The organism is Thermococcus sp. 2319x1, from assembly GCF_001484685.1.
Taxonomy (GTDB): Archaea; Methanobacteriota_B; Thermococci; order Thermococcales; family Thermococcaceae; genus Thermococcus_A.
This window is the reverse complement of sequence record NZ_CP012200.1, coordinates 495,684-520,677: the sequence shown is the minus strand read 5'-3', so window position 1 is coordinate 520,677 and position 24,994 is coordinate 495,684. Positions and strand designations below refer to the sequence as shown.

Here is a 24,994-nt window from a genome sequence, read left to right as displayed (position 1 = left end):
GTTTCTTTAACAAAAGGTTAAAAACATGTAATTTGACAAATATAAAGGTAACAAAGCTTTACATAAAAGAGAACATAAAAATACAAAATTGTCCAAAAAAGTGCAGTGATGTTAAAAAATCTGGAGGTTATGACAATAAATGGACAATTCAGCTAAAAACCATAAGGGCAAGGGGAAAAAGAGATAGCGTTCACTCTTCGTATTCTTCTATTGCACCAAAGCGACATACCGTTGCACATATTCCACAACCAACGCACTTACTGGGATCAACCCTATGCACCTTTCCAGGCGAGCCTTCAATAGCATTTTGTGGACAGTTTCTGGCACACAGTGTACATCCCTTACATTTCTCTGCAATTATGCGATACTTCTTTGTTTTTCCTCCCTGTCTGGCAAGCATCTCTTCAATTTCCTCATTTTTAAGCCATCTGAGGTTATCATCGTATTTATCGTAAGTAGCCAAGAGAAACTCACTGCTCATCTCAAGTGCATTTACTGGACAAACATCAACACACTGCTGGCAGAAGACACATCTTCCCAGCCAGAGGGTCACCTTTTTGAGTTCCGGCACATATTCAAACACTCCTGCCGGGCAAACTGTGATACAAAGCTTACAGCCTATACACTTATCCACGTGATAAACTAGTTTTCCCCTGAATCCCTCTGGAGTTGGAACTGGATCATTCTGGGGGAAGGGATTTGTTGCAGGCTTTTTGAAGAGGTTGCTTAAAACTACGGAGAGAGTTGGGGGAATCTTCATGAAATCACCCCCAGAACGTCTATGATCAACAACAATACACCTATTAGACTCATTGGAAGTATCCTGCTCCAGAACATGCCAACTGCCTGTGTAATCCTGAGTCTTCCAGTTATAGCCCTAAATACGCTCATACTAACAAAAAGCACTGCAAAAACTTTAAGCGTGTGGAAGATTAGATCAAGAACCATTGCTGCAACACCGGTTAAACCGATGTGCCCGCTTATACCCCATGGGAGAAAGATAGCCACAACCAAACTGGCACTCGCGAATTCTTTCAGAGCATTGCTTAGCTTGAATAATGCCAAATGTCTTCCGCTGTATTCTGCCATAGGCCCCTCTGCAACTTCTGTTTCTGCCTCTGGAATGTTGAAGTAACCAACCTCAATCTCACTCGCAAGCCAGAGCAAGAACACTAGGAGAAGAACAAATATACCGACGACTGTCAAAGGAGTACCAATTTCCCAGATGTTGTACTGATAAAGTGTTCCCAAGCTAAAGGGTTTTTCAACTCCGAGCTTGCTTAAGCGCCAGAGTATTGCAAAGAGTCCCAGCATCATGGGCACTTCCCTGGAAACGAGCATAATTATCTCTCTCTGAGCCCCTATTTGTGCGTATGGAGAGCCTGAGCTAACGGCACCCATTACCCTTATGAAGGCTATGAGGCCGAGTAAATAAATGAAAACTATCACATCACCCTTTGTTGCTAGGAGTGGCTCAAATCCAAGAGGAGTGTAAGCCAAGAGGGCTATTGAAGAGGCTAATGCTAATATTGGGGCGATTTCAAAGAGTCTATTGGCGTCTCTTGGGATTATGGACTCCTTACTTACCAGCTTTAGGAAGTCATAAAACGGCTGGAGTATCGGAGGGCCTATCCTTCTCTGCATTCTCGCAACGAGCTTTCTATCTATTCCTTCCCAAAGGAGAGAAGCAAAGGAGACGTAAAGGTAAATCGCTATTAGCCCCAAAGTTAAATAAACGATGTTCATCACCTAACACCCCCACAAGAACCCCCAACGGGTTCTGGTTTTGCCTTTATGTTGGGGTTTATTTCTCTTGTTTTCTCAATTGAAGCCTTGAGAAGATCTTTTTCTGTAAGAACTTTTTTCTTGCCGGTTTTGGCATCTATAACGGCCACTCTATCTGTACAGCTCAGGCAGGGATCTATTGACGCTATTGCAACTGGAACATCAGCAAGCTGTTCTCCCACTAATGCCCTCGCAACTGCAAAGAGGTTTGGAAAAGTGGGCTCTCTCATTTTCCACCTTTCCGGAATTTCGCTTCCAGGGTTGGCCATTACATAGTGAATGAGCTCCCCTCTTGGGGCCTCATACCTACCTACGCCTTCCCCTTCTGCTTTTTTAAGTCTGACCAGAGTTACGTTGTCCTTCGGAAATGCCTTTATTTTTCCTTCTGGCATCTGGTCCAAAGCCCTCTCTATGAGCTCCATGCTCTGCCACAGTTCCCCAACTCTGACGACCATCCTATCAAACACGTCTCCCTTGATAACCCCCGTGAATTCCTTTGGAGTTACTGGTTTAATTCCCAGATCTGGATAAACTCCCAGCTGCTCGTTGTACCTAACGTCCTTCTCAACGCCACTCCCCCTTGCCGTTGGGCCTTGAGCGCTGTACTCAATGGCTATCCTCTTGGGTATGACCCCGGCATCTCTAAGCCTTGCTTCAACAGTTGGATCATAGAGGAATATTTCCTCAATCTTTGGCATGACCTTTTCGCGGTAGTATTTTATCATCTCCAAAATTGCCCTCTTGTGTTTTTCTTCTATATCCCTCCTCACGCCTCCAATTGTGTTCATAGAGTAGTTTACCCTGTTTCCCCCAATTGCCTCTAGGAGATCCATAACCCTCTCCCTGGCAAGCCAGCCTAGGTGGAGAACAGTGTCATAGCCTATGGCATGCCCTACAACTCCGAGATTGAGCAAATGAGAGTGGATTCTTTCCAGTTCTCCTACTATCACCCTTATGTATTCGGCTCTCTCTGGTACCTCTATCCCCGCCATCTCTTCGACTGCCCTTGAATACGTATAGTTGTGAGAAAAAGAGCATATCCCACACATTCTTTCAGCAAGGTAGAGTATCTGGATGTAATTTCTTCTCATGCCAATCCATTCTACCCCTCTCAAGTTGTATCCAAGCTTTACATCAACATTTACTATTCTTTCTCCATCGAGGGTAATGATGAACTTTTCAGGTTCTTCAAGTGCTGGGTGAATAGGACCAATTGGGATTTTAACCCAATATTCAACTCTATTCTCCATTCTTAACCCTCCTTTTTCATTTTGTAAGGATGGCCTGCGTTCTTTACCATTCCACTGCTAATACCTTTCTCATCTTTTCTCAAAGGATAAACGCCCTCTGGAAAGTCTTCTGGTAAAAACAGCTTTCTTGGATCTGGTATTCCCTCAAAGAACAATCCCAAGAATTCCTGAACTTCTCTCTCATAGGGAAGCGCACTCGGAAAAACATCTGTAACAGTGGGAAGTTTTGGGTCATCCTTGGGGCATTTAGTGCCGACTATAAGCGAGATACTCGGGGTCTGCTCGTAAAACAGCTCAAGATGATATTTAGCCTCCAAGTAATCTCCTCCATCCCTGGCTATTATTATGGAAAACTGTGCCTTAGGGTCTATCTCCTTGATAAGCTTCATAAGATCCTTGAAGTTCTCTCTCTCGACGTTTATCCAAACCCTCTTTCTTGGATGGGGAAGCTTATTCTCACGAATTTCTCCCTCAACGTTAGGGAATTTTGTTAGAATTATCTCCAAGAACTCTTCAGGGGTCATTCTTTCTCACCTTCTATCTTTTTTATGAGCTTTTCTAACCCTAAAACCACACCATAAAGTATTGCCTCCGGCCTGGGAGGACATCCCGGAACAAAAACGTCTACCGGAATGTGCTTGTCTAAGGGGGCATTTGTAAAGGGACTCTCAAAAAACACGCTGCCACCAGTTGGGCATGCCCCTATGGCAACAACCACCTTTGGATCGGGGGTCTGCTCGTAGATCAATTTAACCCTTTCAAGGCTTTGGTCTGTAACCGGACCGGTTACCAACAAGATATCCGCATGTCTCGGGGTTCCTACGAGTTTTATCCCAAACCTCTCCGCATCGTATCTAGGTGTGAGGGCGGCGATTATCTCAATGTCACATCCGTTGCATGAACCGCTGTTAACGTGAAATACCCACGGCGATCTCCCAAGATACTTGCAGAGTTTTGAAATTTTTTTCTCAAGCATTTCTCTCTCACCCATAGCTTCACCCCCCAATGACGAGCGCTCCAAGCACTATTGCCACAGTGAGCAATAGGTATGCAACATAATCTGTAAGAAGGCCAGTGTGCTCCCTTCTAAACATCAAAAACATCCTGTGGGTTCCCCTTATCAAACCCCACATAACATGTCTCCCCGTAAAGTAACCTTCAAGGTGCTCAAAATGGGGAATAACCTTGTCCTGATCCTCACCGCTAATGTATATTTTCGTTCCATCTCCTGCCCTCCTAGTACCAGTGCTAACTTTTTCCGCCCATTTCATGAGTAGGTAGCTGATCAACAGACCAATTAGGAAAGCATAAAGGAAATAGAGAGCATCCCAATAACCAAACATTTCACGCACCCCCAATGAATTTTAAGAGAGCAAGTATGTACTCACCATTGAGCTGTTCGAGCATTTTTGCAGCCGGTATCATTATTTTGTCGCTTATTTGCCATGGAAGGAGACCCATCACGGTTATTGCAACTACAAGAACTAACATTGGAAACATCATGCTCTTTTCTGGCTCTTTTGCTTTTCTCACCGCATGACTCTCAGTGCCCAGGAAGGTGAAGAGCACTTTAGTGTACGCAGCGAGGGAGAACACCGTGCCCAAAACTGCAACGGCCGCTAAGATTGGATTATACATGGCGGAGCTTTCGTAAATGATCCACTTGCTCGCAAATCCATTTAGCGGTGGGAGGCCTATTATAGCAGCCGCTCCAATTGTAAAGGAAAACGTCGTCAATGGCATTCTTTTTGCCAGTCCACTCAATTCATTAAGGTTCTTTGTGCCAACCTCATGGATAACAACTCCCGCCACAAGGAAGAGGAGAGCTTTTATCAATGCGTGGTTCACTATGTGGTATATTGCTCCAGCCAATGCAAGCTCTCCGACCTTAGTGCCATACGCAAGGGTTCCAATTCCAATTCCAAGTAAGATATACCCTATTTGCCCCACACTCGAGAAGGCAAAAAGCCTCTTCATGTCAGTCTGCACCACCGCCATGGCATTTCCCACAAGAAGCGTTAAGCAAGCAAAGAACACTATAATCCAGCCAATTACGTCCATATTGACTGAGGGAGCATTAAATGTTCTCAAGTATATGTGCAATCCGGGATTGAAAATGCTGAATATTATCCTTGCTATAGCGTAAACTCCACCAGCTTTGATGACTAATCCCGAGAGCATCGCAGAGATTGAACTTGGAGCCGCCGGATGGGCATCAGCCAGCCACATATGGACCGGAACCGCACCACTCTTAAAGAGCAGCCCACCAATAAGGAAAGCTAAAGCTACTTTTGCCACAAGTGTTGGATTTTCGGCTATTTTTATTGCGAGATAGCTCATTGTAAGCGTTCCATACTGGCCATAAAGCAGGGCAATGCCCAAGAGAATAAAGGAACTCGCCAGTGAACCAACAAACATATACTTGATTCCTGCTTCAATCCCTTCCCATGTGTCATTTCTGAAGGCAACTAAAGCATAGCTTGCAATGCTCATTATCTCCAAAAATACGTAGAAGTTGAAAATATCCCCGGTAATGACAACTCCCAGCATTCCCAGCTCCAGGACGAGCACTAATGTATAGTATTTCTCCAGGCCAGTGTCATGCTTCATATATCCGAGGGAATAAACTATCGCCAAAAAGCTCACAAAAGTTATCGTTAAAGCTAAAAGTGCCCCGAATAAATCTACCTCCCACACAATCCTGATCGGGAAATCCACCCCCCGACCAATTGGATTATCGCTTCCAAGGGTGTAGAGAAGGATTTCATTGTTTCTCCATACCGTGTAAAATACTTTAGCGGCAACTGCAAATGTAGCGCCGCTGATGATAACCGCCCAATACTCCTTAAGTTTCTTCCCAAGTAAGCTAACTATTGGCATTGAAAATGCCCCAAACAGTGGAAGGATAACCAGAAACGGGAGCGTCATCCTCTCAACCTCCTTAACTTGTTAACATCAAGCGTTCCGTAGTGTCTGTAGGCGTTTATTGTCAGTGCCATTGCCAATGAAAGCACACAAACTCCAATGACTATGCTCGTGAGCACCAAAGCCTGTGGTATTGGGCCGACCATTGGGGTGCCCTTTAATGTTTCATAGCCGGTGTAAATTGGTGCCGTGGGTAAAACTCCATTTTCCAATCTGTATCCAAGACTTATCAGCAAGAGGTGTATGCCCGCATCAATTAAATTGAGAGCTAAGATAAGCTTAATGAGGTTCCTCTTGTACAAGAAAGCATAGATTCCCATGAAGATCATTAAAAATGCCGTAACAAATTGGAGAGGTATCACTTTCTCCACCTCCTGAATAGGGCCATTGCAAAAACGGCGCTCACTAGTCCAGTATAAACCTTTAAGCCCACAGCCAAGTTCATTACTGGGAGATAACCTGCTGAGAGAAGTGTACCTGGTTTTCCATTGAAAATCGGGCCGTTGTACCATAATGTGTTGTAAAAGAACGCTACACCAAGGCCGAGCATGCCTGCTGCTAGAAAAACCAGTCCTCCTAACCCCTCAAGGGCAGAATATAAGCTTTTGTTTATCCTTTCCTTGGCCTCGTTGATACCAAATGCTATAAGGAACAATATCCCTGCTCCAGCAATTGTTGCTCCTCCCTGAAAACCTCCTCCAGGGGTGAGGTGACCATGAGAGATCACGTAAGCTCCAAAGATCCCAATAAGAGGTATCGTAGCCCTCGCCATTGTTTTAACTATAAGCCCCATGTCATTCTTCATCCTCATCCCTCCATTTTCTAAGCAATGCAACAGCTCCCGCTATTGAAGTGAAAAGAACAGTTGCCTCTCCGAGGGTATCGTATCCTCTGTAATCAAAGACTATGTCGGTAACAACGTTAGTTCCTCCCACTTCTTCAACACCATTGTCTATATAATACTGGTCGGTGTAGCGGTACTTTTGCCATTCTTCTCCTCCCAAACCAAATTTTAAGCCATAATCTGGATTGGCGATTAGGAGTAATATCCCGAATATGAAGAGCAAGGATAATGCTCCAAAAGTCCTCCTCATGGACCCTCACGCTCCCATCTCTCAGTTTTTGAGATTCCATAAACAACTATCGCAGTAACAACACCCGCACCAACTGCTGCTTCCGCTATGGCAACGTCTGGTGCATGGAGCATATAGAATTCCAAACTAAGAAGGAGACTCATGGCTGCAGAGGCTAAAGCCGCTGAAAGCAAATCTCTTGTGGTTATCATCCAGTATGAGGATAGGAGTATCCCAATAAGCAGTCCCGCCTGAATTGCCATATCAACGCTCAATACGTTCATGCTTCCCCACCCCTCAGCTTCCTCTCATAGGCATCGACAACGGCCTTTGCTGGTTTATAACCGCTCAAATGGGCAGCTTTCGCTATTGCATGGGCTCCTGTTGGATTTGTAAGCATCAAAGATATCAGAGCAACTAAGCTGTGCAATGCCATTTGGAGGTACTTTGGATCTCCCGTTTCTCTTATCTGCCAAACAGCATGAACGATCACAGCCAAAACGGCAAATATTGTTCCAAAAGTTGTGCACTTTGTGGCTCCATGTAGTCGGGTATAAACATCAGGGAATCTGTGAAGTGAAAGGCTCCCAAGTAAGTTGAATGTAATGCTAATTGCCAGAAAAACGTAAATTATGCTTTTAATCACTCCAATCCCCCCTGAAGGTACTTTGCAATCACCAAAGTTCCTATGTAACTGAGCAAAGCGTAGACTATGGCTATATCGATGTAGATCACTCTATCATAGGCCGCCCCCAGGAGAACCATTCCAGCTACAATAAGGGTATTCAATGTGTCAACGCCAACAACTCTATCGGGAACACTGGGGCCAAGCATAATGCGAATCAAAGTTATAAATGCTCCAAGAGCGATTGCCATCGCTCCATAGAAAAATTCACTAAAAATCATCTCCCCAACCTCCTTGCCCATTTTTCAAAAGAACCTGCGACAGGCTCAGAGCTTTTTGGCTCTTCTTCTTTTACATAAATCCAATGAACGTAGAGGGCTTTTTCTTCTGGACAGGCATCTACAGTCAGAGTTCCGGGAGTGAGGGTAATCGAATTGCTTAAGATAGTGTATTGAGCCTCATTTTCAAGATCGACTGGCACTCTAACAATTCCAGGTTTTATCTTTCCGGTAATCACTCTATAAGCAACGTCTAAATTTGCCTTTACCATTCCCCAGAAGAGGGGACCCAATGCATAAACAATAAACCCAACCCATTTTACTGGATTTAGAAATCTCTGTGTCTTTTCTCCTACGATGTTCCTTGTTGAAAACCCAATTATCGTGGCGAATATACTTCCTGCTATCACCTCTTCTGTGCTCCAGAGCATCCCCTTAGTGCCTGCTGTAAGTACAAGCCAGAGCATGAACGACCATATAAATGCAACAATGAAACTCATTTTTCCCACCCCGAATTTCAATTTAGGCTCAAATTCTCACCAGTTTTTACTTCTGTCGATATAGATTTCAACAATTTCTTTTAAAAGGCTTTTGTAAAGGTCTAAATTAACAATAAAGGTATAAAAAGTCTTGTTTTTAACCAAAGGTTATGTACAAAGGCGTTTTTTTCTGTCAAGTTACAGACTATGCTGCACAATAATATACATTAATCAACTTTTGAATGCCTGAGTAATTACCATTGTACATAGTCAAAACAAAATGCAAACCTTTATAAACCTTCAAAAGAACTAAATTCAGCGCTCTTCTAGGGTGCTGAAAATTTGAAAGGAGATTGCTGGAAATGTATGGAGATAGATTTGGTGGAAGAAGATTTGAAGCCCCAGTTAAGGTTGGAGAAAGATATAAGGTAAAGATAGAGAGTATTGGACAAGGCGGAGATGGAATTGCCAAAATTAAGGGGTTTGTAGTATTCGTTCCAAACACAAAAGTTGGGGACGAGGTAGAGATTGTGATTAACAGTGTAAAGCGAAAATTCGCCTTCGCTGAGGTTATCTGATATTGTTTACCCCCAAAACTAATTCAGAGATTCAAATTTGGGCTTTTCTCTTAATTTTTTACCTTTGAGCTACGAAAGGTTTATTTATCATAATTTAGCTATTTTTTCATAGTGACAGCAATGGAGTATTACCAAGCAATTTTTATCGGACTACTGCAAGGGATTACGGAGTGGTTGCCAATAAGCAGTTCTGGACAGGTAATGCTATTTTTGATAAACCTTCTCAAGATTCCTCCGGAGCAAGCCTATTCTTATTCCCTACTTTTGCATTTAGGAACTCTCATGGCATTGTTTTTTAAGTTCAGATATGATTTGGGGAGGATTTTGCTCAAATTGATTCTCTTTAGATGGGAAGAAGAGGAAAGGTTCCTATTCTATTCCACCCTGTTCACGGGCATAATAGGCCTCCCCATATACAAAACTTTTAAGATTGTTGCATCTTCATTCAACGGAGAGGCAATTAATGGAATAATAGGCATAGCTCTAATACTCACCGGCATAGTCCTAAAGAAAGCTCAAGAAGCTCCTTTGGAAAAGCTGGAAAAAGGATTAAAAAAGGAAAAAGAGGAAGTTACAATATTCGATGCAATAGTTGCAGGAGTGGCACAGGGAATGGCAGTAATCCCCGGAATATCAAGATCGGGGATGACGGTGGGAAGTCTATTGCTCTTGGGTGTAAAACAAGAAAAGGCTGTGAGGCTTAGTTTTTTAATGGCAATTCCCGCTATTACAGGAGCGCTGTTCTTAGAGCTGCCCGAGGTCTCAAGCACTTCTGAACCCCTTACACTTCCTTTAACTGCAATAGTGACAGCATTTGTGGTTAGCCTCCTTATGATTGAGGCCATACTAAAAATAGCAAAGAGACTTGACTTTTCCAAGTTCTGCATTTTCTTCGGTTCCATAGCTTTGATAGCATCTCTCTTGGGGGTGTTGGTATGAAGGGTGTAGTGCTCGCGGCTGGAAAGGGTGAAAGATTAAGACCTCTTACAGATGATAGACCAAAAGTCATGCTTAAGGTTGCAAACAAAGCGATAATAGACTATGTCTTTGAAAGTATATACCCTTTTGTTGACGAGTTCATAGTAATTGTGAGGTACCAAAAGGAAAAGCTCATGGAGTACTTAGGAGACGAATACGGCGGAAAGCCAATAACCTACGTGGAGCAGGTAGAAGGAGAGGGGACAGCAAAAGCTATCTATTCTGCAATTGAATACGTAGAAAATGAGGAGTTTTTGGCAGTTAACGGGGACATATACTTTGAGAAGGAAGGCATAAAAACTCTTTTACAATCCTTCAGGAAAAGCAATGCCGATGCCGCGTTGCTTGTGAAAAGGTTTGAAGATTTAACCTCTTTCGGAATGGTAGAGGTAGAGGGAGAGCTCGTAAAGAGCATTAGAGAAAAGCCCGGAGCTGTTTCAGGGTATGCGAACTTGGGAATTTACTTATTCAAGCCAGAAGTTTTTAAGTTCATAGAGAACACTCCACAAAGCCAGCGCGGAGAATACGAGATAACGGACACAATAAATCTCATGATAAAAGAAGGTAAGAAAGTAACCTACGCAATTTATGAGGGCTACTGGAACGATATAGGAAGGCCATGGAACCTCTTAGAGCTAAACGAGTACATTCTCAAAAACCATCTCCGGCACAGTATAAAGGGTATTGTGGAGGAAGGGGCAACAATTCTCCCCCCGGTGGAAATCGGAGAAGGAACTGTCGTCAGAAGTGGAGCCTATATCATAGGGCCCGTAAAAATCGGGAAAAACTCCAAAATAGGCCCTAATTGCTTTATAAGACCCTACACAAGCATTGGAGACAATTGTCACGTAGGAAACGCCGTTGAAATTAAAAACTCAATAATAATGGATCACAGCAATGCTCCTCATTTAAACTACGTGGGAGATTCAATTATAGGTGAGAACACCAACCTAGGGGCTGGAACAATAACGGCTAACTTAAGACACGACAACAAAACTATAAAGGTGGAAATAAAAGGTAAACTCGAGGATAGCGGAAGAAGGAAGCTGGGGGCGATAATAGGACACAACGTAAAAACGGGCATTAACGTGACTATCTACCCGGGAAGAAAAATAGGGAGCAACTCTTTTATCGGCCCGGGTGTGATAGTTGATAAGAACATTCCTCCCAACGTGCTGGTTGTTGCCAAACAGGAAAAAGAGATTGTTGAAAGGTGAGGTGAATGAGTGTTATCCCTTACATTAATTTTCTATCGAGATGGTTGCTTTTCCTTGCCGCGCTTTATAAAACCACGAAAACCAAAGAAAAAAGGTGGGGATTAATAACCATTGCTCTCTTCATAAATGCCCTCGATGTAGAAAGCTATATCTTAACCCCTCTTGGAGTTTCCATTAAGCCAGAGGCATATGAGATTGCCTCCAAAATACCAAACTTCCTTATAGCAGGCCTACTATTTTGGGGAGGGATTCAGCTAAAGAAAGAGAGAAGCGAGTTCAAAGACGTTGTAGCTTTAGGGGTATTTGCTGTTGCTGCGTACATCTGGCTCTTTCTTTTGGCAACTGAATTCTTTGAGGGATTTAAACACTCATTTGCAATTAAAGCGTCTTTTCCCAGCTTTGTCTTTGGAGTCTCCTTAATATATGTTGGATACGTGTTGAGGAACTATGTGATCTCCAAGAACACGCTTGAGGAACTCTTTCCATGGGGATTAATTCTTTTGGGAGCAATAAACCTCACATACCCGTTTATAAGAAACATTGAGTCGATTGCACCAGTGGCATTTCTGCTGGCAGCAGTTTTTCGATTAATGGCTGCAGTGGGGGCATTGAAATTTGTAATATATCCCTCAGAAATAGCGGTGTTTGAGACACCAAAACAGCAAAAACCGCCGGGGATTAAAGGAACATTTATATTCAAAAGCAAAGAAGACCTTGAAAAAGTAATTCCAGACTTCTTTAAGCAGAATGTTATCATGATAACAAGGAACCCACCAAAGGAAAAAGTTCCCGAAAATACTTTAGTTTACTGGCTCACAAAAATTGAGCAGAGTAGCATTAAATCTGATGGAAAAATTTACCCAGTGTCACCAACGAGAATAGATATCCTAATTCATCTCCTAACCAAGAACCTTGAAAGTGGCTACAACGCAGTTTATATGGACGGATTTGAGTATTTAATGATAGAAAACGGGTTTGAGAGTGCCGTCAAGTTCTTGTTTGATTTGAAGGACAGAGTGATAAGTGAGGGAAAAGTTATTGCTTTAATAATAGACCCAAGAACCCTAACCGAGAAGCAGATGGCACTCTTAGAGAGAGAATTTGGCAAGAGAACATGAAAAAGAAAAAGGCTCAGAAGCCAAGATACTCTATAAACCTTCTGGTGTGCTTTGTTTCCCTTTTAAGTTCTATTTCTTGAAGTATCTGCCTCTCTATTGCCCTTAGGGCATCATGAACTGCCTGTATTGCACCCCATGTCTCTCCAGTAGCAATCCACTGCCCTTTATCGGTTACAATCCTCATTCTTGCCTGATAGAGGTGAACCCCACGGAGCTTCTCCGGAAATCTTCTGATTCTAAGATAGATTATCCCCTCGTTTCCGAGAAGCTCTTCATACCCATCCACAAACCTCTTTATGTCTGAAATTATTCTCTCCCTTGTAAAGTCACTTAAATAGTGGGCATCCCCACCAAGCTGTAAGTAGAATCTTGCTTTCTGCTCGACCATTCTTGAGATCGGGAGCAAAAGATCTTTAACTGTGAGAACTCCCCGGACTATGTTTTCACTATCAACTACAACAAGTCCGTCGATGTTGTGCTCCTTCATTAATTCTACAGCTTCCCTAACGCTTGCCTCTGGTCTTACTGTTATCACTCCTCTAAACATAACTTCCCTAAGCTGAGTTGAGAACGGCGGGATTTTTTCTCCAGCCACTTCTCCGAACTGTGCCCTGAATCTTGGTTTTATGAACCTGATAATCAGGTCATGCAGTGTTACCAAGCCTTCGAGCTTTCCCTCTTCGTTTACAACCGGAATTCTTGAAATTGCATGATCCCTCATTGTTGCAAGTGCCTTAGCCACGGTATCTGAGGGTTCAAGTGCAATGACGTCTTTTGTCATAAATTCTTCAACCTTTCTTTTTCCAAATTCTTCCTTGGCAACCCTTTCAAGTAAGGAAATATCGCTTATTACACCAATAACATTGTTCTTATCCTCTCCGACAGGGAGTGAACGCAAATCGGTCTCAATCATAAGTTTAGCCGCTAAACTTAAATCTTCATCGGGTTTTACAACGGGTGCGGGCTTGTACACATCCTTAACCTTAGCCTTTGTTGGATCCCACTTTAAGTGGGAGCGGATTATCAAGTCTTGGGTCAATACACCCTTATACAGCTTTCCATCAAAAACAATGATTAAATCCGGATCTTCCTTTTCAAAAATTCCAATCGCCTCAGAAAGGGGGGCGTTTATGTCGATTTTTGCAAATTTTTCTGTCATAACCTCTTGGACAGAAATCCCGACCATTCTTGACACCTCCTTCAATTTTATATTGGTTTCCATTCCATTTAAACCTTTCCGAGATAGACTTTATTCACATTAGGTTAATAAAGTTTTCGATTCCTTAATGCTCCAAATCCATTTCAAACGGGTACCTTCCTTTGAGAACTAAGTACAGAGCAGATAATCCTCCAAATGTGTTCATAACAACGTCCCTCAGTTTATTCCCAGCATCTTCATGAATAAACGAAATTTCGCTTTCACTAAGTTTTTCAGCAACTTCCCATCCAAAACTTAAAATGAAAAGAACCAAAAAAGAATAAAGGGTCAGTTTTCTTCTTGTTAACCTTAAATACCCTCCATCTGATAGGTTAAGGAGAACTTCAGCAATTATAATCCAAACAACCATTCCTCCAAGGAAGTGGCTTATCATGTCCGCGTTTCTCCACTCTTTGTGAAAAAGATCGACTGTAGTGAAGGGAACGTTTACAAGGGAAACATGAACCGCTATAAAAACTCCCAAGAGTGCCATTGTCTTTTTGTTGTAGATTGGAGCCAAAAATTGTCTCAATTTAGCATTGTTCGGAAAACACCCCTCAACCACATCCGGGATATAAAGGCCAATTAAGGCCACAAGAGTCCGGTATATGTGATCCACCCTTTGATAGAGAAGGGCAGTTATAAATCCCATGAAAACGATGAATCTGCTTATATTGAGAACTGTTTTTGGCTCTATATGAATCACCAAAATAGCAATACGAGGATATTCCATTTAAAAGTTTCTGAAGAAAAATTAGAAAAGAGAGTCAGTTGACAGCTTGAACAGCTAAATCCGCTCTAACTATTCCATAACCATAGTCTGCATCCCAACCCGAGCTTCCAAGGTCGTCAGCCGTGATGTGTAGAATTCCCCTAACAGTGCTCATGGTATTATCATCAAACGTTCCAACCGGAAGAACACTTCCATATTTGTTGTAGTACGCCGCTTGGATTAGCGCCACAACTCCGCTTACATGGGGTGTTGCCATTGAAGTGCCGCTAAGCGTCTCATAACTATCGTCCGGATACGTGCTTAGTACATCAACGCCAGGAGCACTTACTTCCACTCCCCTGTTGCTCCACCAAGGTACTTGATCATTAACGTCAGTTGCCCCAACGGCTATAACCTCCGGATAAGCTGCTGGATAGCTTGGGCTTGAGGCTCCCTCATTACCACTTGCCGCCACAATGACTACTCCGTAATTGTATGCCTCTATTATTGCATCATGGAAGGCTTGAACATCGCTTAAACCTCCAAGGCTCATGCTTATGACTTCGGCCGCATCATCATCCGGATCACCCACTATTATTCCATCTCCGTCACTGTCAAGAACTCCATCGGGACCAAGCAGTGCTTGCTCTATTCCAAGGATTATGTCGCTATAGGATCCTCTACCGCTTGCATCAAGAACCCTAACAGCATAGATCTCCACAGCTGGGGCGACTCCTACAACTCCAATGTCATTATTGAGTGCCGCTACAGTTCCCGCAACATGAGTCCCATGGCCATTCTGGTCTTTGTAATCTTTGGGCTTTGTGGACACTTTGCCCCTAAGTACGCTTACACCCCACGCGAGATTTGCCGCTAAATCTGGATGGTCATAATCAATTCCAGTATCTAGGATTGCAACCTCAATTACTCCACTACTTGAACCGTCAGTTATGCTCCATACATCCGGGGCTTTAATCCTTTCAATTCCCCATGGAATCGTTTGAGCTGGTTGTGAAGGCTTTGGCTTGCCTGCTCCCGGGGATTTGCCCTTTAATACCTGCACTTCTGCATCGTACTCTACTCTCACGACACCCTTAGCATTCTTTAGCCTTTCAACTGCTCGTGGAGAAAGCTCCGCTATAACGATTGGAAATACCTTTCCTCTTGCAACAACGTTTCCTCCAAGTGCAAAGACGGAGTTTTCGTTAAAGTCCTTGTCTATTGTTATTATCACCCGAACTTTCTCGGCAGACACTGCCCCTACTATCCCCGCTGTAGCTCCAAGTACAACAAAGACCAACAGCAGAGAAAAAACTTTGTTAAATTCCATATCTTTTCACCCCAATATTTGGAAACTTTTTTGTTTCCTTATAATCTATTTCGACCTCCAAACTATTTAACACTTTAGGTGTTTTGTTTGAACTAATTACAGCAACCTCCAGTTGGAAAAGGAAGGTTTTAAAAAAGCTTTTATTTGGTGTTACCTTAACAAGATATGGTGTTACCAGATGACCAAAGGAGGTGAGTTATGTGCACATACCCGATGGTCTGTTGAGTCTTCCCGTGATAGTGGTAACATATGCAGCGACAATTGGCATCCTCGCGTATTCCTTAAGGAAGCTAAAGGACTTCCCAGAAGAGAAAATCCCCCTCTTAGGATTATTTGCAGCCGGAATCTTCGCCGCACAGATGGTAAACTTCCCAATTATAGGAGGAGTAAGCGGACATTTACTTGGAGCCGTGCTTGTAGCGGTGCTCTTGGGCCCATATGCAGCAGTGCTTGTAATGACGGCAGTGCTATTGATCCAGACCCTTCTCTTCGGAGACGGTGGAATAACCGCCATAGGGGCAAACATACTAAACATGGGGATAGTTGGGGCTTTTGTTGGATACTGGATATACTCCAAGCTCAAGAACTTCAATGAGGCGTTTGGAATAGCCTTTGCCTCTTGGTCGGCGGTGGTTTTAGGGGCCTTCTTAGCTTCGGTGGAGATAGGAATAAGCCACAGTCTGCCTTTTGGGAAAGTATTAGCTCTGATGGTCGGTTACCATGCAGTGATAGGGATTGGAGAGGCGTTAATAACTCTCTTTGTGGTGAACGCTCTCAAGTCTAAACTCCCCGAGATAGGGGGTGTTCCAGCATGAGAGACATCGTAAAAGGATTGATCATAATCCTTATCCTGCTCGCAATTGCTTTGCCATTTGCATCCGAAAACCCGGATGGGCTTGAAGCAACAATGGAAAAAGTACATCTGGAAGAATCTCCAGTTTACAATGCCCCTCTCGACTATGGTGAAACGTGGGGACAAAGTCTTATAATGGGAGCAATTGGGATAACACTTGTCTTTGGAATAGCTTACGGACTTGGAAAACTGATAAAAGGTGTCTGACTTGTACCTCATTTTTATTTTTATTTACGCACTGCTGATCGTTACAAGAACAAGCTTAGTTGAGCTGTTTTATTTTCTCCCGGTGCTGATGGCTTTGATATTATTACTCAAACCAAAAAGGGCACTCTTTAAACACTTAGGATTCCTTCTGGGCTTTGAGGGGCTACTCTTTATTCTGGCGTTGTTTACACCGGGAGAGCCAGCATTAAAAACTCCCCTTGGGGTAGTAACCTATGAAGGCATTCAAAGGTTCTCTCTTCTACTTGGAAAGGCCTTTCTCTCGTCCTCTGCCGTTGTTGTAGTCTCAAATTCTTTGGGATTTCCATACATATTGGGTGAGATGGAAAGCCTTGGCTTTCCCAGAATACTGGTGCTAACTCTTGCATTCACCTATCGGTATCTTGAACTTTTTGAAGAAGAGGCCCTTAGGATGAGGAGGGCACTTGATTCCAGAGCATTTAACGTTGGGAAAATAGAATACTACAGAAAGTTAGGGACTCTTATAGGAGAGATATTTACCAGAGCATACATGAGAAGTGTGAGGATACACTGGGCAATGCTTTCCAGGGGTTTTGGAGAATTTCCCAAAGTTAATGAAGAAAGAAGACTTGAGCCCTTAATTCTGACCTTAATTGCATTGGGGGTGGCGTTGCTTTGATAGAACTCGTGAACATCCATTTCTCGTATAACAACCGAGAAGTGCTGAAAGGCATTTCACTTAAAATAAACGACGGGGAGGTATTTGGAATTCTGGGTCCAAATGGGGCAGGAAAATCAACTCTGATAATGCACTTAAACGGCATATTGAAACCCAAAACGGGCAAAGTTATTGTAAACGGGATAGAAGTCAATAAAAATCCAAAAGAAGTTAGAAAAATAGTTGGGATAGTGTTTCAGGACCCAAACGACCAGCTATTTTCCCCCAAGGTATTTGACGATGTTGCTTTCGGCCCCTACAATCTTGGTTTGAGGGGAAAAGAATTAGAAGAAAGGGTTGAAAAAGCCCTAAGGCTTGTTGGTATGGAGGGATATAAAAACAGAGAAACAAAAGAACTTAGCTTTGGAGAGAAAAAGAGGATAGCAATAGCTACAGTACTTGCAATGGAACCGGAGATTTTAGTGTTTGATGAACCCTTTGCCAACCTTGATTTTCGGGGAAAGAAAATGTTGAGGGAGTTAATTGAGAAATTCAGAGGAGAAAAGACTATAATCTTATCCTCTCACGAAGCTGAGTATCTTACACTCTGCGACAGGATAGCCCTTTTAGATGAAGGCAAAGTTATAAAAATTGGAAGTCCAGAGGAGATTTTAGGAAACGCAGACCTTCTCAGAGGGCATAATTTAGATGTTCCTCCCCTAGTAGATTTATTCTCAAGTCTTGGACTGGAAACCCCCAAGAGCATAGAAGAAGCAAAAAGGAAGCTCAAAAAGGTTTTAATATGAATTCGCTCGTCGATTTTCATTTTCTCCAAAATCCTTATAATGTATCACTGAGAATGAGTAACAAAGTTGCATGAACTTGGGGTGATAGCATGGAGACCGTTGTTAATCGGATAAAATCAAAACTCCCAGAAAATTTGGAAGGTCTTTTGGATCTGGCCTATAACTACTGGTGGAGCTGGAATAGGAGAGCCACAAAACTCTGGGAAAAAATAGACCCCGAACACTGGTGGGAATATAAAAATCCAGTCAAGCTCCTCCTCGATACTCCAGAGGAGAGATTAAAGGAGCTTTCGAAAGATGATGATTTTATAAACTTGTACGAACTCGTTATTGACCAGTTCAGGCATTACATGAACCCAGAAAGCACGTGGTTCTCAACCAATTATCCAAAATGGAAGGAACCCGTAATATATCTCTGCATGGAGTACGGGATAAGCAGGAGCCTCCCAATTTATTCCGGTGGACTTGGAATACTCGCTGGAGACCACATAAAGACGGCAAGCGATTTGGGGATACCTTTCATAGGCATCGGTCTCCTCTACAAGCACGGATATTTCAAACAAGAAATCGACAAAGATGGGAAACAGATAGAGGTGTTTCCGGAGTACAACCCAGAGGAGATGCCGATTAAGCCCTTAACCACGGAGAAAGGAGAGCCACTCCTCATAGAAGTGCCAATAGAGGATAGAACAGTATACGCAAGAGCCTTTGAAGTCAATGTCGGTAGGGTAAAGCTGTATCTTCTCGATACCGATGTTCCTCAAAACTCTCCGGATGACAGGACCATATGTGACTACCTCTACAACGCTGAGATAGACAAGAGAATAAAGCAGGAAATCCTCTTGGGTATTGGAGGAATGAGGCTCTTAAGAATGCTGGGAATTAATCCAGCTGTTATCCACCTTAACGAGGGACATCCAGCGTTTGCAAACTTCCAGAGGATAGCATGGTATATGGAAGAGGGTCTAAACTTTTTGGAGGCTTTAACCGTTGTAAGGGGCACAACGATCTTTACAACTCACACCCCCGTGCCAGCTGGACATGACAAATTCCCAATAGCAGAAGTTGAGAAAAGACTTGCCAAGTTCCTCGAGGGTCTTCCAAAGGATGAATTTCTTAATTTAGGCAAAGAGGGAGATCAGTTTAACATGACCCTTCTCTCAATAAGGACCTCAAGCTATGTGAACGCCGTAAGCAAGCTCCATTCAAAGGTAACTAAAGAAATGTGGAGAGACCTCTGGAACGGTGTTCCTTTAGACGAGATTCCGGTAGAGGGCATCACAAACGGCGTCCACACAAAAACATGGCTTCATAACGAGATAAAGAAGCTCGTCGATAGGTATATCGGGAGAATCTGGAGAGATTATGCAGAGCTCGAGGGTCTCTGGTATGGAGTGGAGAGAATTCCTGATGAAGAACTCTGGGAAGCCCATTTAAAGGCAAAAAGGGAGTTCATAGAGCTCATCAAAAGAAAGATAAAAGAGAGAAACGAGCGCCTTGGGATTGAAGAGCCTCTCCCAGAAATAGATGAGAACGCCTTAATAATAGGTTTTGCAAGGCGTTTTGCAACCTATAAACGGGCGACGCTAATTCTAACCGATTTGGAGAGGCTGAAAAAGATACTCAACAACCCAGAAAGACCAGTGTATATAATATTTGGAGGAAAAGCACATCCAAGGGATGAAGCGGGCAAGGAGTTCCTCAAGAGGGTCTATGAAGTATCCCAGATGCCCGAATTTAAGAACAAAATCATAGTGTTTGAGAACTACGATATGGGAACCGCGAGAGCCATGGTGGCAGGAGTGGATGTGTGGCTCAACAATCCAAGAAGACCCCTAGAAGCAAGCGGAACAAGCGGAATGAAAGCAGGTTTAAATGGCGTTTTGAATTTGAGCGTCTATGATGGGTGGTGGGTCGAAGGTTACAACGGCAAAAACGGATGGGTCATAGGAGATGAAAGCCTTGAACCGGAAACAGAGGAAGATGACATTAGAGATGCTCAAAGCCTCTATGAGCTCCTTGAAAACGAAGTGATTCCCACATACTACGAAAACAGGACAAGATGGATTTACATGATGAAGGAGAGCATAAGGAGCATCGCACCAAGGTTCAGCACCCACAGAATGGTAAAAGAGTATGTAGAGAAGTTCTACTCAAAAGCTCTGACAAATGCTGTCCTTCTCCAGAGGGACAGCTTTAAAGCAGCGAGGGAAATTGCATCGTGGAAAGCGAAGATCTTCAACTCTTGGGATAAGGTAGAGATAGAGCGCATTATAACCCATGATGCCACTGGAGTTGAAGTTATAGTAAACCTCGACAGCCTAAGCCCAGAGGATGTAAAGGTTGAAATTTATTACGGAGTCAAAGCAGAAGGATACGCAATAGAAAAACCCTACGTCATAGAGCTTAAACACCCTCAAAGTCTCGGAGGCAACAGATGGCTCTATCGCTATGAAGGGAACGCACTCAAAAATCTCGGCCATCCCTGCTGGCATTATGCCGTTAGGGTCTATCCATACCACGACAAGCTTCCCCACAAGTTTTTACTTGGTCTTGTCAAGTGGAAGGGATTTTTTGAACCCTGACTTTTTATTTTATTTGGAAAACGTTATAAAGCAGAGGGCTCATACTTATGGAGGGTTACCATGAGGATAGTATTCGACATTGGAGGCTCTGTTCTAGTTCCCGACAAACCTGATGTTGAATTTATAGAGGAGATTGCCTATCAGCTGACAAAAATCAGCGAAGATCACGAGGTAGCAGTCGTCGTCGGAGGAGGAAAGGTGGCGAGAGAATACATTCATGCCGCAAGGGCTTTTACTCCAAATGAAACATTCATAGACTATATCGGAATACACATAACAAGGGCCAACGCAATGCTCCTGATAGCGGCACTCAGAGAAAAAGCGTATCCATTTGTGGTGAGCGATTTTAGAAAAGCGTGGGAAGTAATGCAGCTCAAAAAGATACCTATAATGGGTGGGACTCATCCGGGGCACACAACAGACGCCGTTGCCGCTCTCTTAGCCGAGTATCTCCAAGCGGATTTGCTGGTGGTTATAACAAACGTTGATGGCGTTTACGATAGCGACCCTAAAAAGAACCCAAACGCAAAGAAGCTTGAGAGGGTTTCAACTGAAAAACTCGTAGAGATAGCTATGCAGAGCGAGAGCAAAGCGGGTGGAAGTGGTGTTGTTGACGCTTTAGCTGCCAAATTCATCCAGAGGGGCAAAATAAGAACCCTAATTATCGGTAAGGATGATGCAAGAAATCTTTTCGACGCAATAAAGGGCAAACACAGGGGCACTCTAGTTGAACCTTGAGTTCACAATTTTTTTATACTCTCCGGCTTTTCTCCTATTTGGTGATAATTATGAGAATAGCGGTCATCGGTTCCGGAACTGCGGGAAGTAATTTTGCCCTCTTTGCAAGGAAGCTCGATAGAAAAGCGGAAATCATCGTGATAGGAAAAGAAAAAACAATGCAGTATTCTCCATGTGCGTTGCCCTTTGTTTTAAGCGGGAAGATTCCAAAGCTGGAAAACATCGTAATATTTCCAAACGAATTCTACGAAAAGCAAAAGATTCAGATGATGCTGGACACTGAGGCAAAGGAAATAGACAGAGAAAGGAAGGTCGTGATTACAGACAAAGGTGAAGTCCCTTATGATAAGCTCATCCTTGCCACAGGCTCTAAAGCGTTTGTTCCCCCAATAAAGGGCGTGGAAAGCGAGGGGGTCTTCACCCTAAAGACAATGGAGGACGTAAAGAAAATCCAGGCATATCTGGAGAAAAGAAAACCAAGAAAAGCCGTTGTGATTGGAGCGGGCTTGATAGGATTAGAAGGGGCGGTGGCATTTAGGGAGCTCGGACTGGAAGTTCTTGTTGTCGAACTGCTCGAGCATTTGCTCCCAACAATGCTTGATAAGGACATCGCCTCAATAGTCCAGTCCCATCTTGAGGAAAAGGGAATAGAGTTTAAATTCGGCGTTGCAGTAAGTGAGATTATCGGAAACCCTGTGAGGGCTGTTAAAATAGGAGAAGAAGAGATTGAAGCAGATCTTGTTCTTGTGGCAACTGGTGTAAGGGCTAACATCGATCTTGCCCGTAAAGCCGGATTGGAAGTTAACAGGGGCATTGTTGTTGATGAATACCTTAGAACAAGCGATCCCGATATCTATGCCATTGGAGACTGTGCTGAGGTCTTCGATGCGGTTACAGGGAATAGAACGCTAAGCCAACTCGGCACTACGGCAGTAAGAATGGCAAAGGTAGCGGCGGAAAACGTTTTTGGAAAAGGCGTAAAATTCAGACCCGTTTTTAACACAGCCATAACCGAGCTCTTTGACTTAGAAATTGGGACGTTTGGGATAACTCAGGAGAGAGCAGAGAAAGAAGGAATTGATGTCGTTGTGGGCAAATTCAAGGGCTCAACAAAGCCAGAATATTACCCCGGAGGAAAGCCAATAACCGTAAAGCTGATCTTTAGAAAGGAAGACAGAAGACTAATAGGTGCCCAGATAGTCGGTGGAGAGAGGGTATGGGGCAGAATAATGGCCCTTAGCTTTGCCGCTCAGAAGGGGGCAACGGTGGAGGATATAGCCTATGGAGAAACCGCCTACGCTCCTCCAATAAGCCCCACGATAGATCCCATTACAGTCGCAGCTGAAATGGCATTGAGAAAGTTTAAATGATCCTTTTTCTATTTTTTAAATGATGAGGGGCAAAGACGAGTTCTTGAGGAGCAGAGAAAGGATTAAAATTAGCAAACTAATGAGCTACATCTTAAGGCACGCTCCCTGGGAATTTGACGTTGAGGTAGATGAAGAAGGTTTCGCCAATATTGAAGAGGTTGTCGGGGCTGTTAAAAAGTCCCATCCATGGGTAGAAAAAGAGCATCTCCTCTGGATAATCGAGAACGACCCAAAGGGCAGGTTTGAGATTAGAGGAAACAAAATAAGAGCCAGATATGGACACACTTTTGATGTTTCTTTGGATCATGAGGAAGATGTTGAAGTTAAGGTTCTCTATCATGGAACTCCCCGAAGAAACCTTGAAAAGATACTAAAAGAAGGCATAAAATCGATGAAAAGAAAGTTTGTTCATCTAACAACAAGCAAAGAAGAGGCCTACGAAACAGGGCGTAGGTATGGAAGGGATGTGGTGGTTATTTTAGTGGATGCTGAATGTCTGAGAAGGAAAGGATACAAAATCTACAAAGCCGGGAAGAGTGTTCGTATAGCTAAATTTGTTCCTCCTGAGTGCATAATCCTCTACGAATAACCAAAAACCCCTATTCAACTTCGGCTTTTTTGACATAATGACAAACAAAACTGGGAAATATTTTTATAGGGAAGAACATTCCAATGCGTTGATGCCCTATGACGTTCAGGAGTGAGTGTTTTTGGAAGTATAGTTGGTGAAGCTCTTCTATCGTTAATTCAAGGTAGGGATTGTTTTTGGCGCTGATTCCATAAAACCTTTTGGAGGTGGTAGTTTGTGGCAAGAGAAACTTGGGGAAGTAGAGTAGGGTTTGTTGCAGCTGCAGTAGGAAGTGCAGTAGGTCTGGGAAACATCTGGATGTTCCCAATGAGGACGGGTCTCTACGGTGGAGCGGCATTTTTGCTTCCGTACTTGGTGTTGCTTTTCGCAGTGGGAGTAGTTGGACTTACGGTGGAGTGGACTCTGGGGAGGGCAACTAAAGGAGGTCCCATAGAGGCATTTGCCAAAACACTGCCGGGAGGAAAATACCTTGGAGTACTTGTAAACGCGATAATGGTCATGATATTTGCCTTCTATTCCCTGGTGCTTGGCTGGATAGTCAGATACTTCATAGCCTCCCTTACCGGAGAGCTAAAGGGAGTTAATCCAGGGGCGTTTTTCGATGCTTTAGCCTTCAGTAAGGAGGCTATCTTATGGCAGTTTATCGTCATAGCAATAACGGTAGCCATAGTGGCTATGGGCGTTCAAAAGGGAATTGAAAGGGCTAATAAGGTCATGATGCCCGCTCTGTTTGTGCTACTGGTGATATTAACGATAAGGAGCGTTACATTGCCAAATGCGTATGAAGGTTTGAGGTTCTACCTTCTCCCAGACTGGAGCAAAGTGATGAGTGGAAAAACTTGGATGATAGCCCTGTCGCAGATGTTCTTTTCCCTAAGCGTCTTAGGAACTACAATGGTAGTCTATGGAAGTTATCTAAAAGAGGAAGACGACATTCCACTGTCGGCAATAGCAACGGCCTTTGGGGATACAGCGGTAGCAGTTACAGCTGGATTTCTAGTATTTCCCGCGGTTTTTTCGTTTGGTCTCGAGCCTACAGCCGGCCCAGGGTTAGTTTTCGTAACGTTGCCAATGGTATTTCAGAAAATGCCGGGAGGAATGCTCTTTGGTGCACTGTTCTTCCTCTTGCTAATATTCGCCGGGCTTTCTTCAACGGTCTCAATGCTCGAAGTTTATGTAGATTCAGCCATCACAAAGCTCAACATGAGCAGAAGGAACGCTTCAATCCTCTTGGGGCTCTTAACTTTCCTAGTGGGAGTACCTTCTGCAATTAATCCATCCTACTTTGAGTGGCTGATCAACGTCTCAACAGTTTATATAGGGCCACTGGGGGCTTTAATAGCGGCCCTAGCGCTGATAAAGCTTGGAGTGGAGAAAGCATATGAGGAACTTAAAAAAGGAGCCCTCATAGAAGTCCCAGAACTCTGGAAGCCCTGGGTAAAGTTCCTGTACCCAATAGTGATAGCGGCCATATATGTCTCACAATTCCTTCTGGGGTGAGTTGAATGGATGCAGTGTACATAATAGCCCTGTTTGTAGTGCTTATAGTCTATGGGCCCCTAATATGGGCTCTCTACAAACTTTCAAAGGCTTCAACCCCTTAATTTTTTATTTTGGTGATTCAACAAGCCCCTCCCCCCGGTTCAGTCGTCCTTGGCTATGC

30 protein-coding genes are annotated in these 24,994 nt (G+C 43.5%); 13 read left to right on the top strand and 17 right to left on the bottom strand.

The window, feature by feature from the left end; all coding sequences use genetic code 11:
- Positions 1 to 190: 190 nt before the first annotated feature.
- From ADU37_RS11805 to ADU37_RS02820, 14 genes are read right to left on the bottom strand one after another with little or no spacing between them, the layout of a single operon-like run.
- Positions 191 to 760 carry a 4Fe-4S binding protein gene (locus ADU37_RS11805; protein WP_058946208.1) on the bottom strand — a complete coding sequence of 190 codons (570 nt, stop codon included), beginning with the start codon at positions 758 to 760 and terminating at the stop codon, positions 191 to 193.
- The gene (locus ADU37_RS02880) at positions 757 to 1,746 is read right to left on the bottom strand and encodes a respiratory chain complex I subunit 1 family protein (protein ID WP_058946207.1); all 990 of its coding nucleotides are present in this window, start codon (positions 1,744 to 1,746) and stop codon (positions 757 to 759) included. Before ADU37_RS02880 ends, ADU37_RS11805 begins: the two co-directional genes overlap by 4 nt.
- Entirely contained in the window at positions 1,746 to 3,035 is a 1,290-nt protein-coding gene (locus tag ADU37_RS02875) for a nickel-dependent hydrogenase large subunit (RefSeq protein WP_058946206.1), read from the bottom strand. Before ADU37_RS02875 ends, ADU37_RS02880 begins: the two co-directional genes overlap by 1 nt.
- Positions 3,036 to 3,037: 2 nt before the next feature.
- Positions 3,038 to 3,559, bottom strand: coding sequence for an NADH-quinone oxidoreductase subunit C (locus ADU37_RS02870; RefSeq protein ID WP_058946205.1), 522 nt, complete (start codon positions 3,557 to 3,559; stop codon positions 3,038 to 3,040).
- Positions 3,556 to 4,026 (bottom strand): NADH-quinone oxidoreductase subunit B family protein, encoded by a 471-nt coding sequence (locus ADU37_RS02865; protein ID WP_058946204.1) that lies wholly within the window; start codon positions 4,024 to 4,026, stop codon positions 3,556 to 3,558. The genes ADU37_RS02870 and ADU37_RS02865 overlap by 4 nt, the downstream gene beginning before the upstream one ends.
- A 4-nt stretch (positions 4,027 to 4,030) precedes the next feature.
- Positions 4,031 to 4,378: a hypothetical protein gene (locus tag ADU37_RS02860; RefSeq protein WP_058946203.1), complete on the bottom strand. Its 348-nt coding sequence runs from the start codon at positions 4,376 to 4,378 to the stop codon at positions 4,031 to 4,033.
- A 1-nt stretch (position 4,379) separates the two neighbouring features.
- Complete coding sequence (locus ADU37_RS02855; RefSeq protein ID WP_058946202.1) at positions 4,380 to 5,963, bottom strand: proton-conducting transporter membrane subunit; 1,584 nt, start codon at positions 5,961 to 5,963, stop codon at positions 4,380 to 4,382.
- Positions 5,960 to 6,322: an NADH-quinone oxidoreductase subunit K gene (locus ADU37_RS02850; protein ID WP_004066472.1), complete on the bottom strand. Its 363-nt coding sequence runs from the start codon at positions 6,320 to 6,322 to the stop codon at positions 5,960 to 5,962. Before ADU37_RS02850 ends, ADU37_RS02855 begins: the two co-directional genes overlap by 4 nt.
- Entirely contained in the window at positions 6,319 to 6,765 is a 447-nt protein-coding gene (locus tag ADU37_RS02845) for a Na(+)/H(+) antiporter subunit B (protein ID WP_058946201.1), read from the bottom strand. Before ADU37_RS02845 ends, ADU37_RS02850 begins: the two co-directional genes overlap by 4 nt.
- Positions 6,755 to 7,054 (bottom strand): hydrogen gas-evolving membrane-bound hydrogenase subunit E, encoded by a 300-nt coding sequence (gene mbhE, locus ADU37_RS02840; RefSeq protein WP_058946200.1) that lies wholly within the window; start codon positions 7,052 to 7,054, stop codon positions 6,755 to 6,757. The genes ADU37_RS02845 and mbhE overlap by 11 nt, the downstream gene beginning before the upstream one ends.
- On the bottom strand, positions 7,051 to 7,317 hold the full coding sequence (locus tag ADU37_RS02835; RefSeq protein ID WP_058946199.1) for a DUF4040 domain-containing protein: 267 nt from the start codon (positions 7,315 to 7,317) through the stop codon (positions 7,051 to 7,053). Before ADU37_RS02835 ends, mbhE begins: the two co-directional genes overlap by 4 nt.
- Positions 7,314 to 7,679 (bottom strand): monovalent cation/H(+) antiporter subunit G, encoded by a 366-nt coding sequence (gene mnhG / locus ADU37_RS02830; protein WP_058946198.1) that lies wholly within the window; start codon positions 7,677 to 7,679, stop codon positions 7,314 to 7,316. Before mnhG ends, ADU37_RS02835 begins: the two co-directional genes overlap by 4 nt.
- On the bottom strand, positions 7,676 to 7,939 hold the full coding sequence (locus ADU37_RS02825) for a cation:proton antiporter (RefSeq protein WP_058946197.1): 264 nt from the start codon (positions 7,937 to 7,939) through the stop codon (positions 7,676 to 7,678). The genes mnhG and ADU37_RS02825 overlap by 4 nt, the downstream gene beginning before the upstream one ends.
- On the bottom strand, positions 7,936 to 8,436 hold the full coding sequence (locus ADU37_RS02820; RefSeq protein ID WP_058946196.1) for a monovalent cation/H+ antiporter subunit E: 501 nt from the start codon (positions 8,434 to 8,436) through the stop codon (positions 7,936 to 7,938). The genes ADU37_RS02825 and ADU37_RS02820 overlap by 4 nt, the downstream gene beginning before the upstream one ends.
- Before the next feature lie 341 nt (positions 8,437 to 8,777).
- Between ADU37_RS02820 and ADU37_RS02815 the strand changes: the two genes are divergently transcribed.
- The 4 genes from ADU37_RS02815 to ADU37_RS02800 all read left to right on the top strand — a co-directional run bounded on the left by ADU37_RS02815 (position 8,778) and on the right by ADU37_RS02800 (position 12,306).
- A complete protein-coding gene (locus ADU37_RS02815) occupies positions 8,778 to 8,993 on the top strand; it encodes a TRAM domain-containing protein (protein WP_058946195.1) in 216 nt (71 codons plus the stop codon).
- 120 nt (positions 8,994 to 9,113) lie between these two features.
- Positions 9,114 to 9,932 carry an undecaprenyl-diphosphate phosphatase gene (locus ADU37_RS02810; protein ID WP_058946194.1) on the top strand — a complete coding sequence of 273 codons (819 nt, stop codon included), beginning with the start codon at positions 9,114 to 9,116 and terminating at the stop codon, positions 9,930 to 9,932.
- Positions 9,929 to 11,188, top strand: a complete 1,260-nt coding sequence (gene glmU, locus ADU37_RS02805; protein WP_058946193.1) for a bifunctional sugar-1-phosphate nucleotidylyltransferase/acetyltransferase — start codon at positions 9,929 to 9,931, stop codon at positions 11,186 to 11,188. The genes ADU37_RS02810 and glmU overlap by 4 nt, the downstream gene beginning before the upstream one ends.
- A gap of 5 nt (positions 11,189 to 11,193) precedes the next feature.
- Entirely contained in the window at positions 11,194 to 12,306 is a 1,113-nt protein-coding gene (locus ADU37_RS02800; RefSeq protein WP_058946192.1) for a DUF835 domain-containing protein, read from the top strand.
- Positions 12,307 to 12,319: 13 nt separating this feature from the next.
- Here the strand turns inward: ADU37_RS02800 and ADU37_RS02795 are convergent, their stop codons facing one another.
- The 3 genes from ADU37_RS02795 to ADU37_RS02785 form a co-directional block, all read right to left on the bottom strand.
- Complete coding sequence (locus tag ADU37_RS02795; RefSeq protein WP_058946191.1) at positions 12,320 to 13,492, bottom strand: CBS domain-containing protein; 1,173 nt, start codon at positions 13,490 to 13,492, stop codon at positions 12,320 to 12,322.
- Positions 13,493 to 13,589: 97 nt separating this feature from the next.
- Positions 13,590 to 14,210, bottom strand: a complete 621-nt coding sequence (locus ADU37_RS02790; RefSeq protein WP_343203976.1) for a hypothetical protein — start codon at positions 14,208 to 14,210, stop codon at positions 13,590 to 13,592.
- A gap of 61 nt (positions 14,211 to 14,271) precedes the next feature.
- Entirely contained in the window at positions 14,272 to 15,546 is a 1,275-nt protein-coding gene (locus tag ADU37_RS02785; protein ID WP_058946189.1) for a S8 family peptidase, read from the bottom strand.
- A gap of 200 nt (positions 15,547 to 15,746) precedes the next feature.
- Between ADU37_RS02785 and ADU37_RS02780 the strand changes: the two genes are divergently transcribed.
- The 9 genes from ADU37_RS02780 (at position 15,747) to ADU37_RS02740 (ending at position 24,831) form a co-directional block, all read left to right on the top strand.
- Positions 15,747 to 16,361: an energy-coupling factor ABC transporter permease gene (locus tag ADU37_RS02780; RefSeq protein ID WP_058946188.1), complete on the top strand. Its 615-nt coding sequence runs from the start codon at positions 15,747 to 15,749 to the stop codon at positions 16,359 to 16,361.
- Entirely contained in the window at positions 16,358 to 16,606 is a 249-nt protein-coding gene (locus ADU37_RS02775) for a PDGLE domain-containing protein (protein ID WP_058946187.1), read from the top strand. Before ADU37_RS02780 ends, ADU37_RS02775 begins: the two co-directional genes overlap by 4 nt.
- A gap of 1 nt (position 16,607) precedes the next feature.
- Positions 16,608 to 17,264 (top strand): energy-coupling factor transporter transmembrane protein EcfT, encoded by a 657-nt coding sequence (locus ADU37_RS02770; protein WP_058946186.1) that lies wholly within the window; start codon positions 16,608 to 16,610, stop codon positions 17,262 to 17,264.
- Positions 17,261 to 18,049 (top strand): energy-coupling factor ABC transporter ATP-binding protein, encoded by a 789-nt coding sequence (locus ADU37_RS02765; RefSeq protein ID WP_058946185.1) that lies wholly within the window; start codon positions 17,261 to 17,263, stop codon positions 18,047 to 18,049. Before ADU37_RS02770 ends, ADU37_RS02765 begins: the two co-directional genes overlap by 4 nt.
- Positions 18,050 to 18,138: 89 nt before the next feature.
- Complete coding sequence (gene malP / locus ADU37_RS02760) at positions 18,139 to 20,634, top strand: maltodextrin phosphorylase (protein ID WP_058946184.1); 2,496 nt, start codon at positions 18,139 to 18,141, stop codon at positions 20,632 to 20,634.
- A 60-nt stretch (positions 20,635 to 20,694) separates the two neighbouring features.
- Positions 20,695 to 21,372: a UMP kinase gene (pyrH, locus tag ADU37_RS02755; protein ID WP_058946183.1), complete on the top strand. Its 678-nt coding sequence runs from the start codon at positions 20,695 to 20,697 to the stop codon at positions 21,370 to 21,372.
- Positions 21,373 to 21,422: 50 nt separating this feature from the next.
- On the top strand, positions 21,423 to 22,742 hold the full coding sequence (locus ADU37_RS02750) for an NAD(P)/FAD-dependent oxidoreductase (protein ID WP_058946182.1): 1,320 nt from the start codon (positions 21,423 to 21,425) through the stop codon (positions 22,740 to 22,742).
- A gap of 19 nt (positions 22,743 to 22,761) precedes the next feature.
- Positions 22,762 to 23,331: an RNA 2'-phosphotransferase gene (locus tag ADU37_RS02745; protein WP_082663005.1), complete on the top strand. Its 570-nt coding sequence runs from the start codon at positions 22,762 to 22,764 to the stop codon at positions 23,329 to 23,331.
- 216 nt (positions 23,332 to 23,547) lie between these two features.
- On the top strand, positions 23,548 to 24,831 hold the full coding sequence (locus tag ADU37_RS02740) for a sodium-dependent transporter (RefSeq protein ID WP_058946180.1): 1,284 nt from the start codon (positions 23,548 to 23,550) through the stop codon (positions 24,829 to 24,831).
- Positions 24,832 to 24,994 lie beyond the last annotated feature (163 nt).

What these genes read in the sequence shown, in the direction of transcription:
- ADU37_RS02785 (WP_058946189.1), bottom strand. Translation starts at nt 15,546, where the DNA reads ATGGAATTTAACAAAGTTTTTTCTCTGCTGTTGGTCTTTGTTGTACTT.
- ADU37_RS02870 (WP_058946205.1), bottom strand. Translation starts at nt 3,559, where the DNA reads ATGACCCCTGAAGAGTTCTTGGAGATAATTCTAACAAAATTCCCTAAC.
- ADU37_RS02855 (WP_058946202.1), bottom strand. Translation starts at nt 5,963, where the DNA reads ATGACGCTCCCGTTTCTGGTTATCCTTCCACTGTTTGGGGCATTTTCA.
- ADU37_RS02800 (WP_058946192.1), top strand. Translation starts at nt 11,194, where the DNA reads ATGAGTGTTATCCCTTACATTAATTTTCTATCGAGATGGTTGCTTTTC.
- ADU37_RS11805 (WP_058946208.1), bottom strand. Translation starts at nt 760, where the DNA reads ATGAAGATTCCCCCAACTCTCTCCGTAGTTTTAAGCAACCTCTTCAAA.
- ADU37_RS02750 (WP_058946182.1), top strand. Translation starts at nt 21,423, where the DNA reads ATGAGAATAGCGGTCATCGGTTCCGGAACTGCGGGAAGTAATTTTGCC.
- ADU37_RS02875 (WP_058946206.1), bottom strand. Translation starts at nt 3,035, where the DNA reads ATGGAGAATAGAGTTGAATATTGGGTTAAAATCCCAATTGGTCCTATT.
- mbhE (WP_058946200.1), bottom strand. Translation starts at nt 7,054, where the DNA reads ATGAGGAGGACTTTTGGAGCATTATCCTTGCTCTTCATATTCGGGATA.
- ADU37_RS02845 (WP_058946201.1), bottom strand. Translation starts at nt 6,765, where the DNA reads ATGAAGAATGACATGGGGCTTATAGTTAAAACAATGGCGAGGGCTACG.
- pyrH (WP_058946183.1), top strand. Translation starts at nt 20,695, where the DNA reads ATGAGGATAGTATTCGACATTGGAGGCTCTGTTCTAGTTCCCGACAAA.
- ADU37_RS02745 (WP_082663005.1), top strand. Translation starts at nt 22,762, where the DNA reads ATGATGAGGGGCAAAGACGAGTTCTTGAGGAGCAGAGAAAGGATTAAA.
- ADU37_RS02880 (WP_058946207.1), bottom strand. Translation starts at nt 1,746, where the DNA reads ATGAACATCGTTTATTTAACTTTGGGGCTAATAGCGATTTACCTTTAC.
- ADU37_RS02775 (WP_058946187.1), top strand. Translation starts at nt 16,358, where the DNA reads ATGAGAGACATCGTAAAAGGATTGATCATAATCCTTATCCTGCTCGCA.
- ADU37_RS02815 (WP_058946195.1), top strand. Translation starts at nt 8,778, where the DNA reads ATGTATGGAGATAGATTTGGTGGAAGAAGATTTGAAGCCCCAGTTAAG.
- ADU37_RS02820 (WP_058946196.1), bottom strand. Translation starts at nt 8,436, where the DNA reads ATGAGTTTCATTGTTGCATTTATATGGTCGTTCATGCTCTGGCTTGTA.
- ADU37_RS02865 (WP_058946204.1), bottom strand. Translation starts at nt 4,026, where the DNA reads ATGGGTGAGAGAGAAATGCTTGAGAAAAAAATTTCAAAACTCTGCAAG.
- ADU37_RS02825 (WP_058946197.1), bottom strand. Translation starts at nt 7,939, where the DNA reads ATGATTTTTAGTGAATTTTTCTATGGAGCGATGGCAATCGCTCTTGGA.
- ADU37_RS02860 (WP_058946203.1), bottom strand. Translation starts at nt 4,378, where the DNA reads ATGTTTGGTTATTGGGATGCTCTCTATTTCCTTTATGCTTTCCTAATT.
- ADU37_RS02795 (WP_058946191.1), bottom strand. Translation starts at nt 13,492, where the DNA reads ATGGTCGGGATTTCTGTCCAAGAGGTTATGACAGAAAAATTTGCAAAA.
- malP (WP_058946184.1), top strand. Translation starts at nt 18,139, where the DNA reads ATGGAGACCGTTGTTAATCGGATAAAATCAAAACTCCCAGAAAATTTG.
- ADU37_RS02810 (WP_058946194.1), top strand. Translation starts at nt 9,114, where the DNA reads ATGGAGTATTACCAAGCAATTTTTATCGGACTACTGCAAGGGATTACG.
- glmU (WP_058946193.1), top strand. Translation starts at nt 9,929, where the DNA reads ATGAAGGGTGTAGTGCTCGCGGCTGGAAAGGGTGAAAGATTAAGACCT.
- ADU37_RS02835 (WP_058946199.1), bottom strand. Translation starts at nt 7,317, where the DNA reads ATGAACGTATTGAGCGTTGATATGGCAATTCAGGCGGGACTGCTTATT.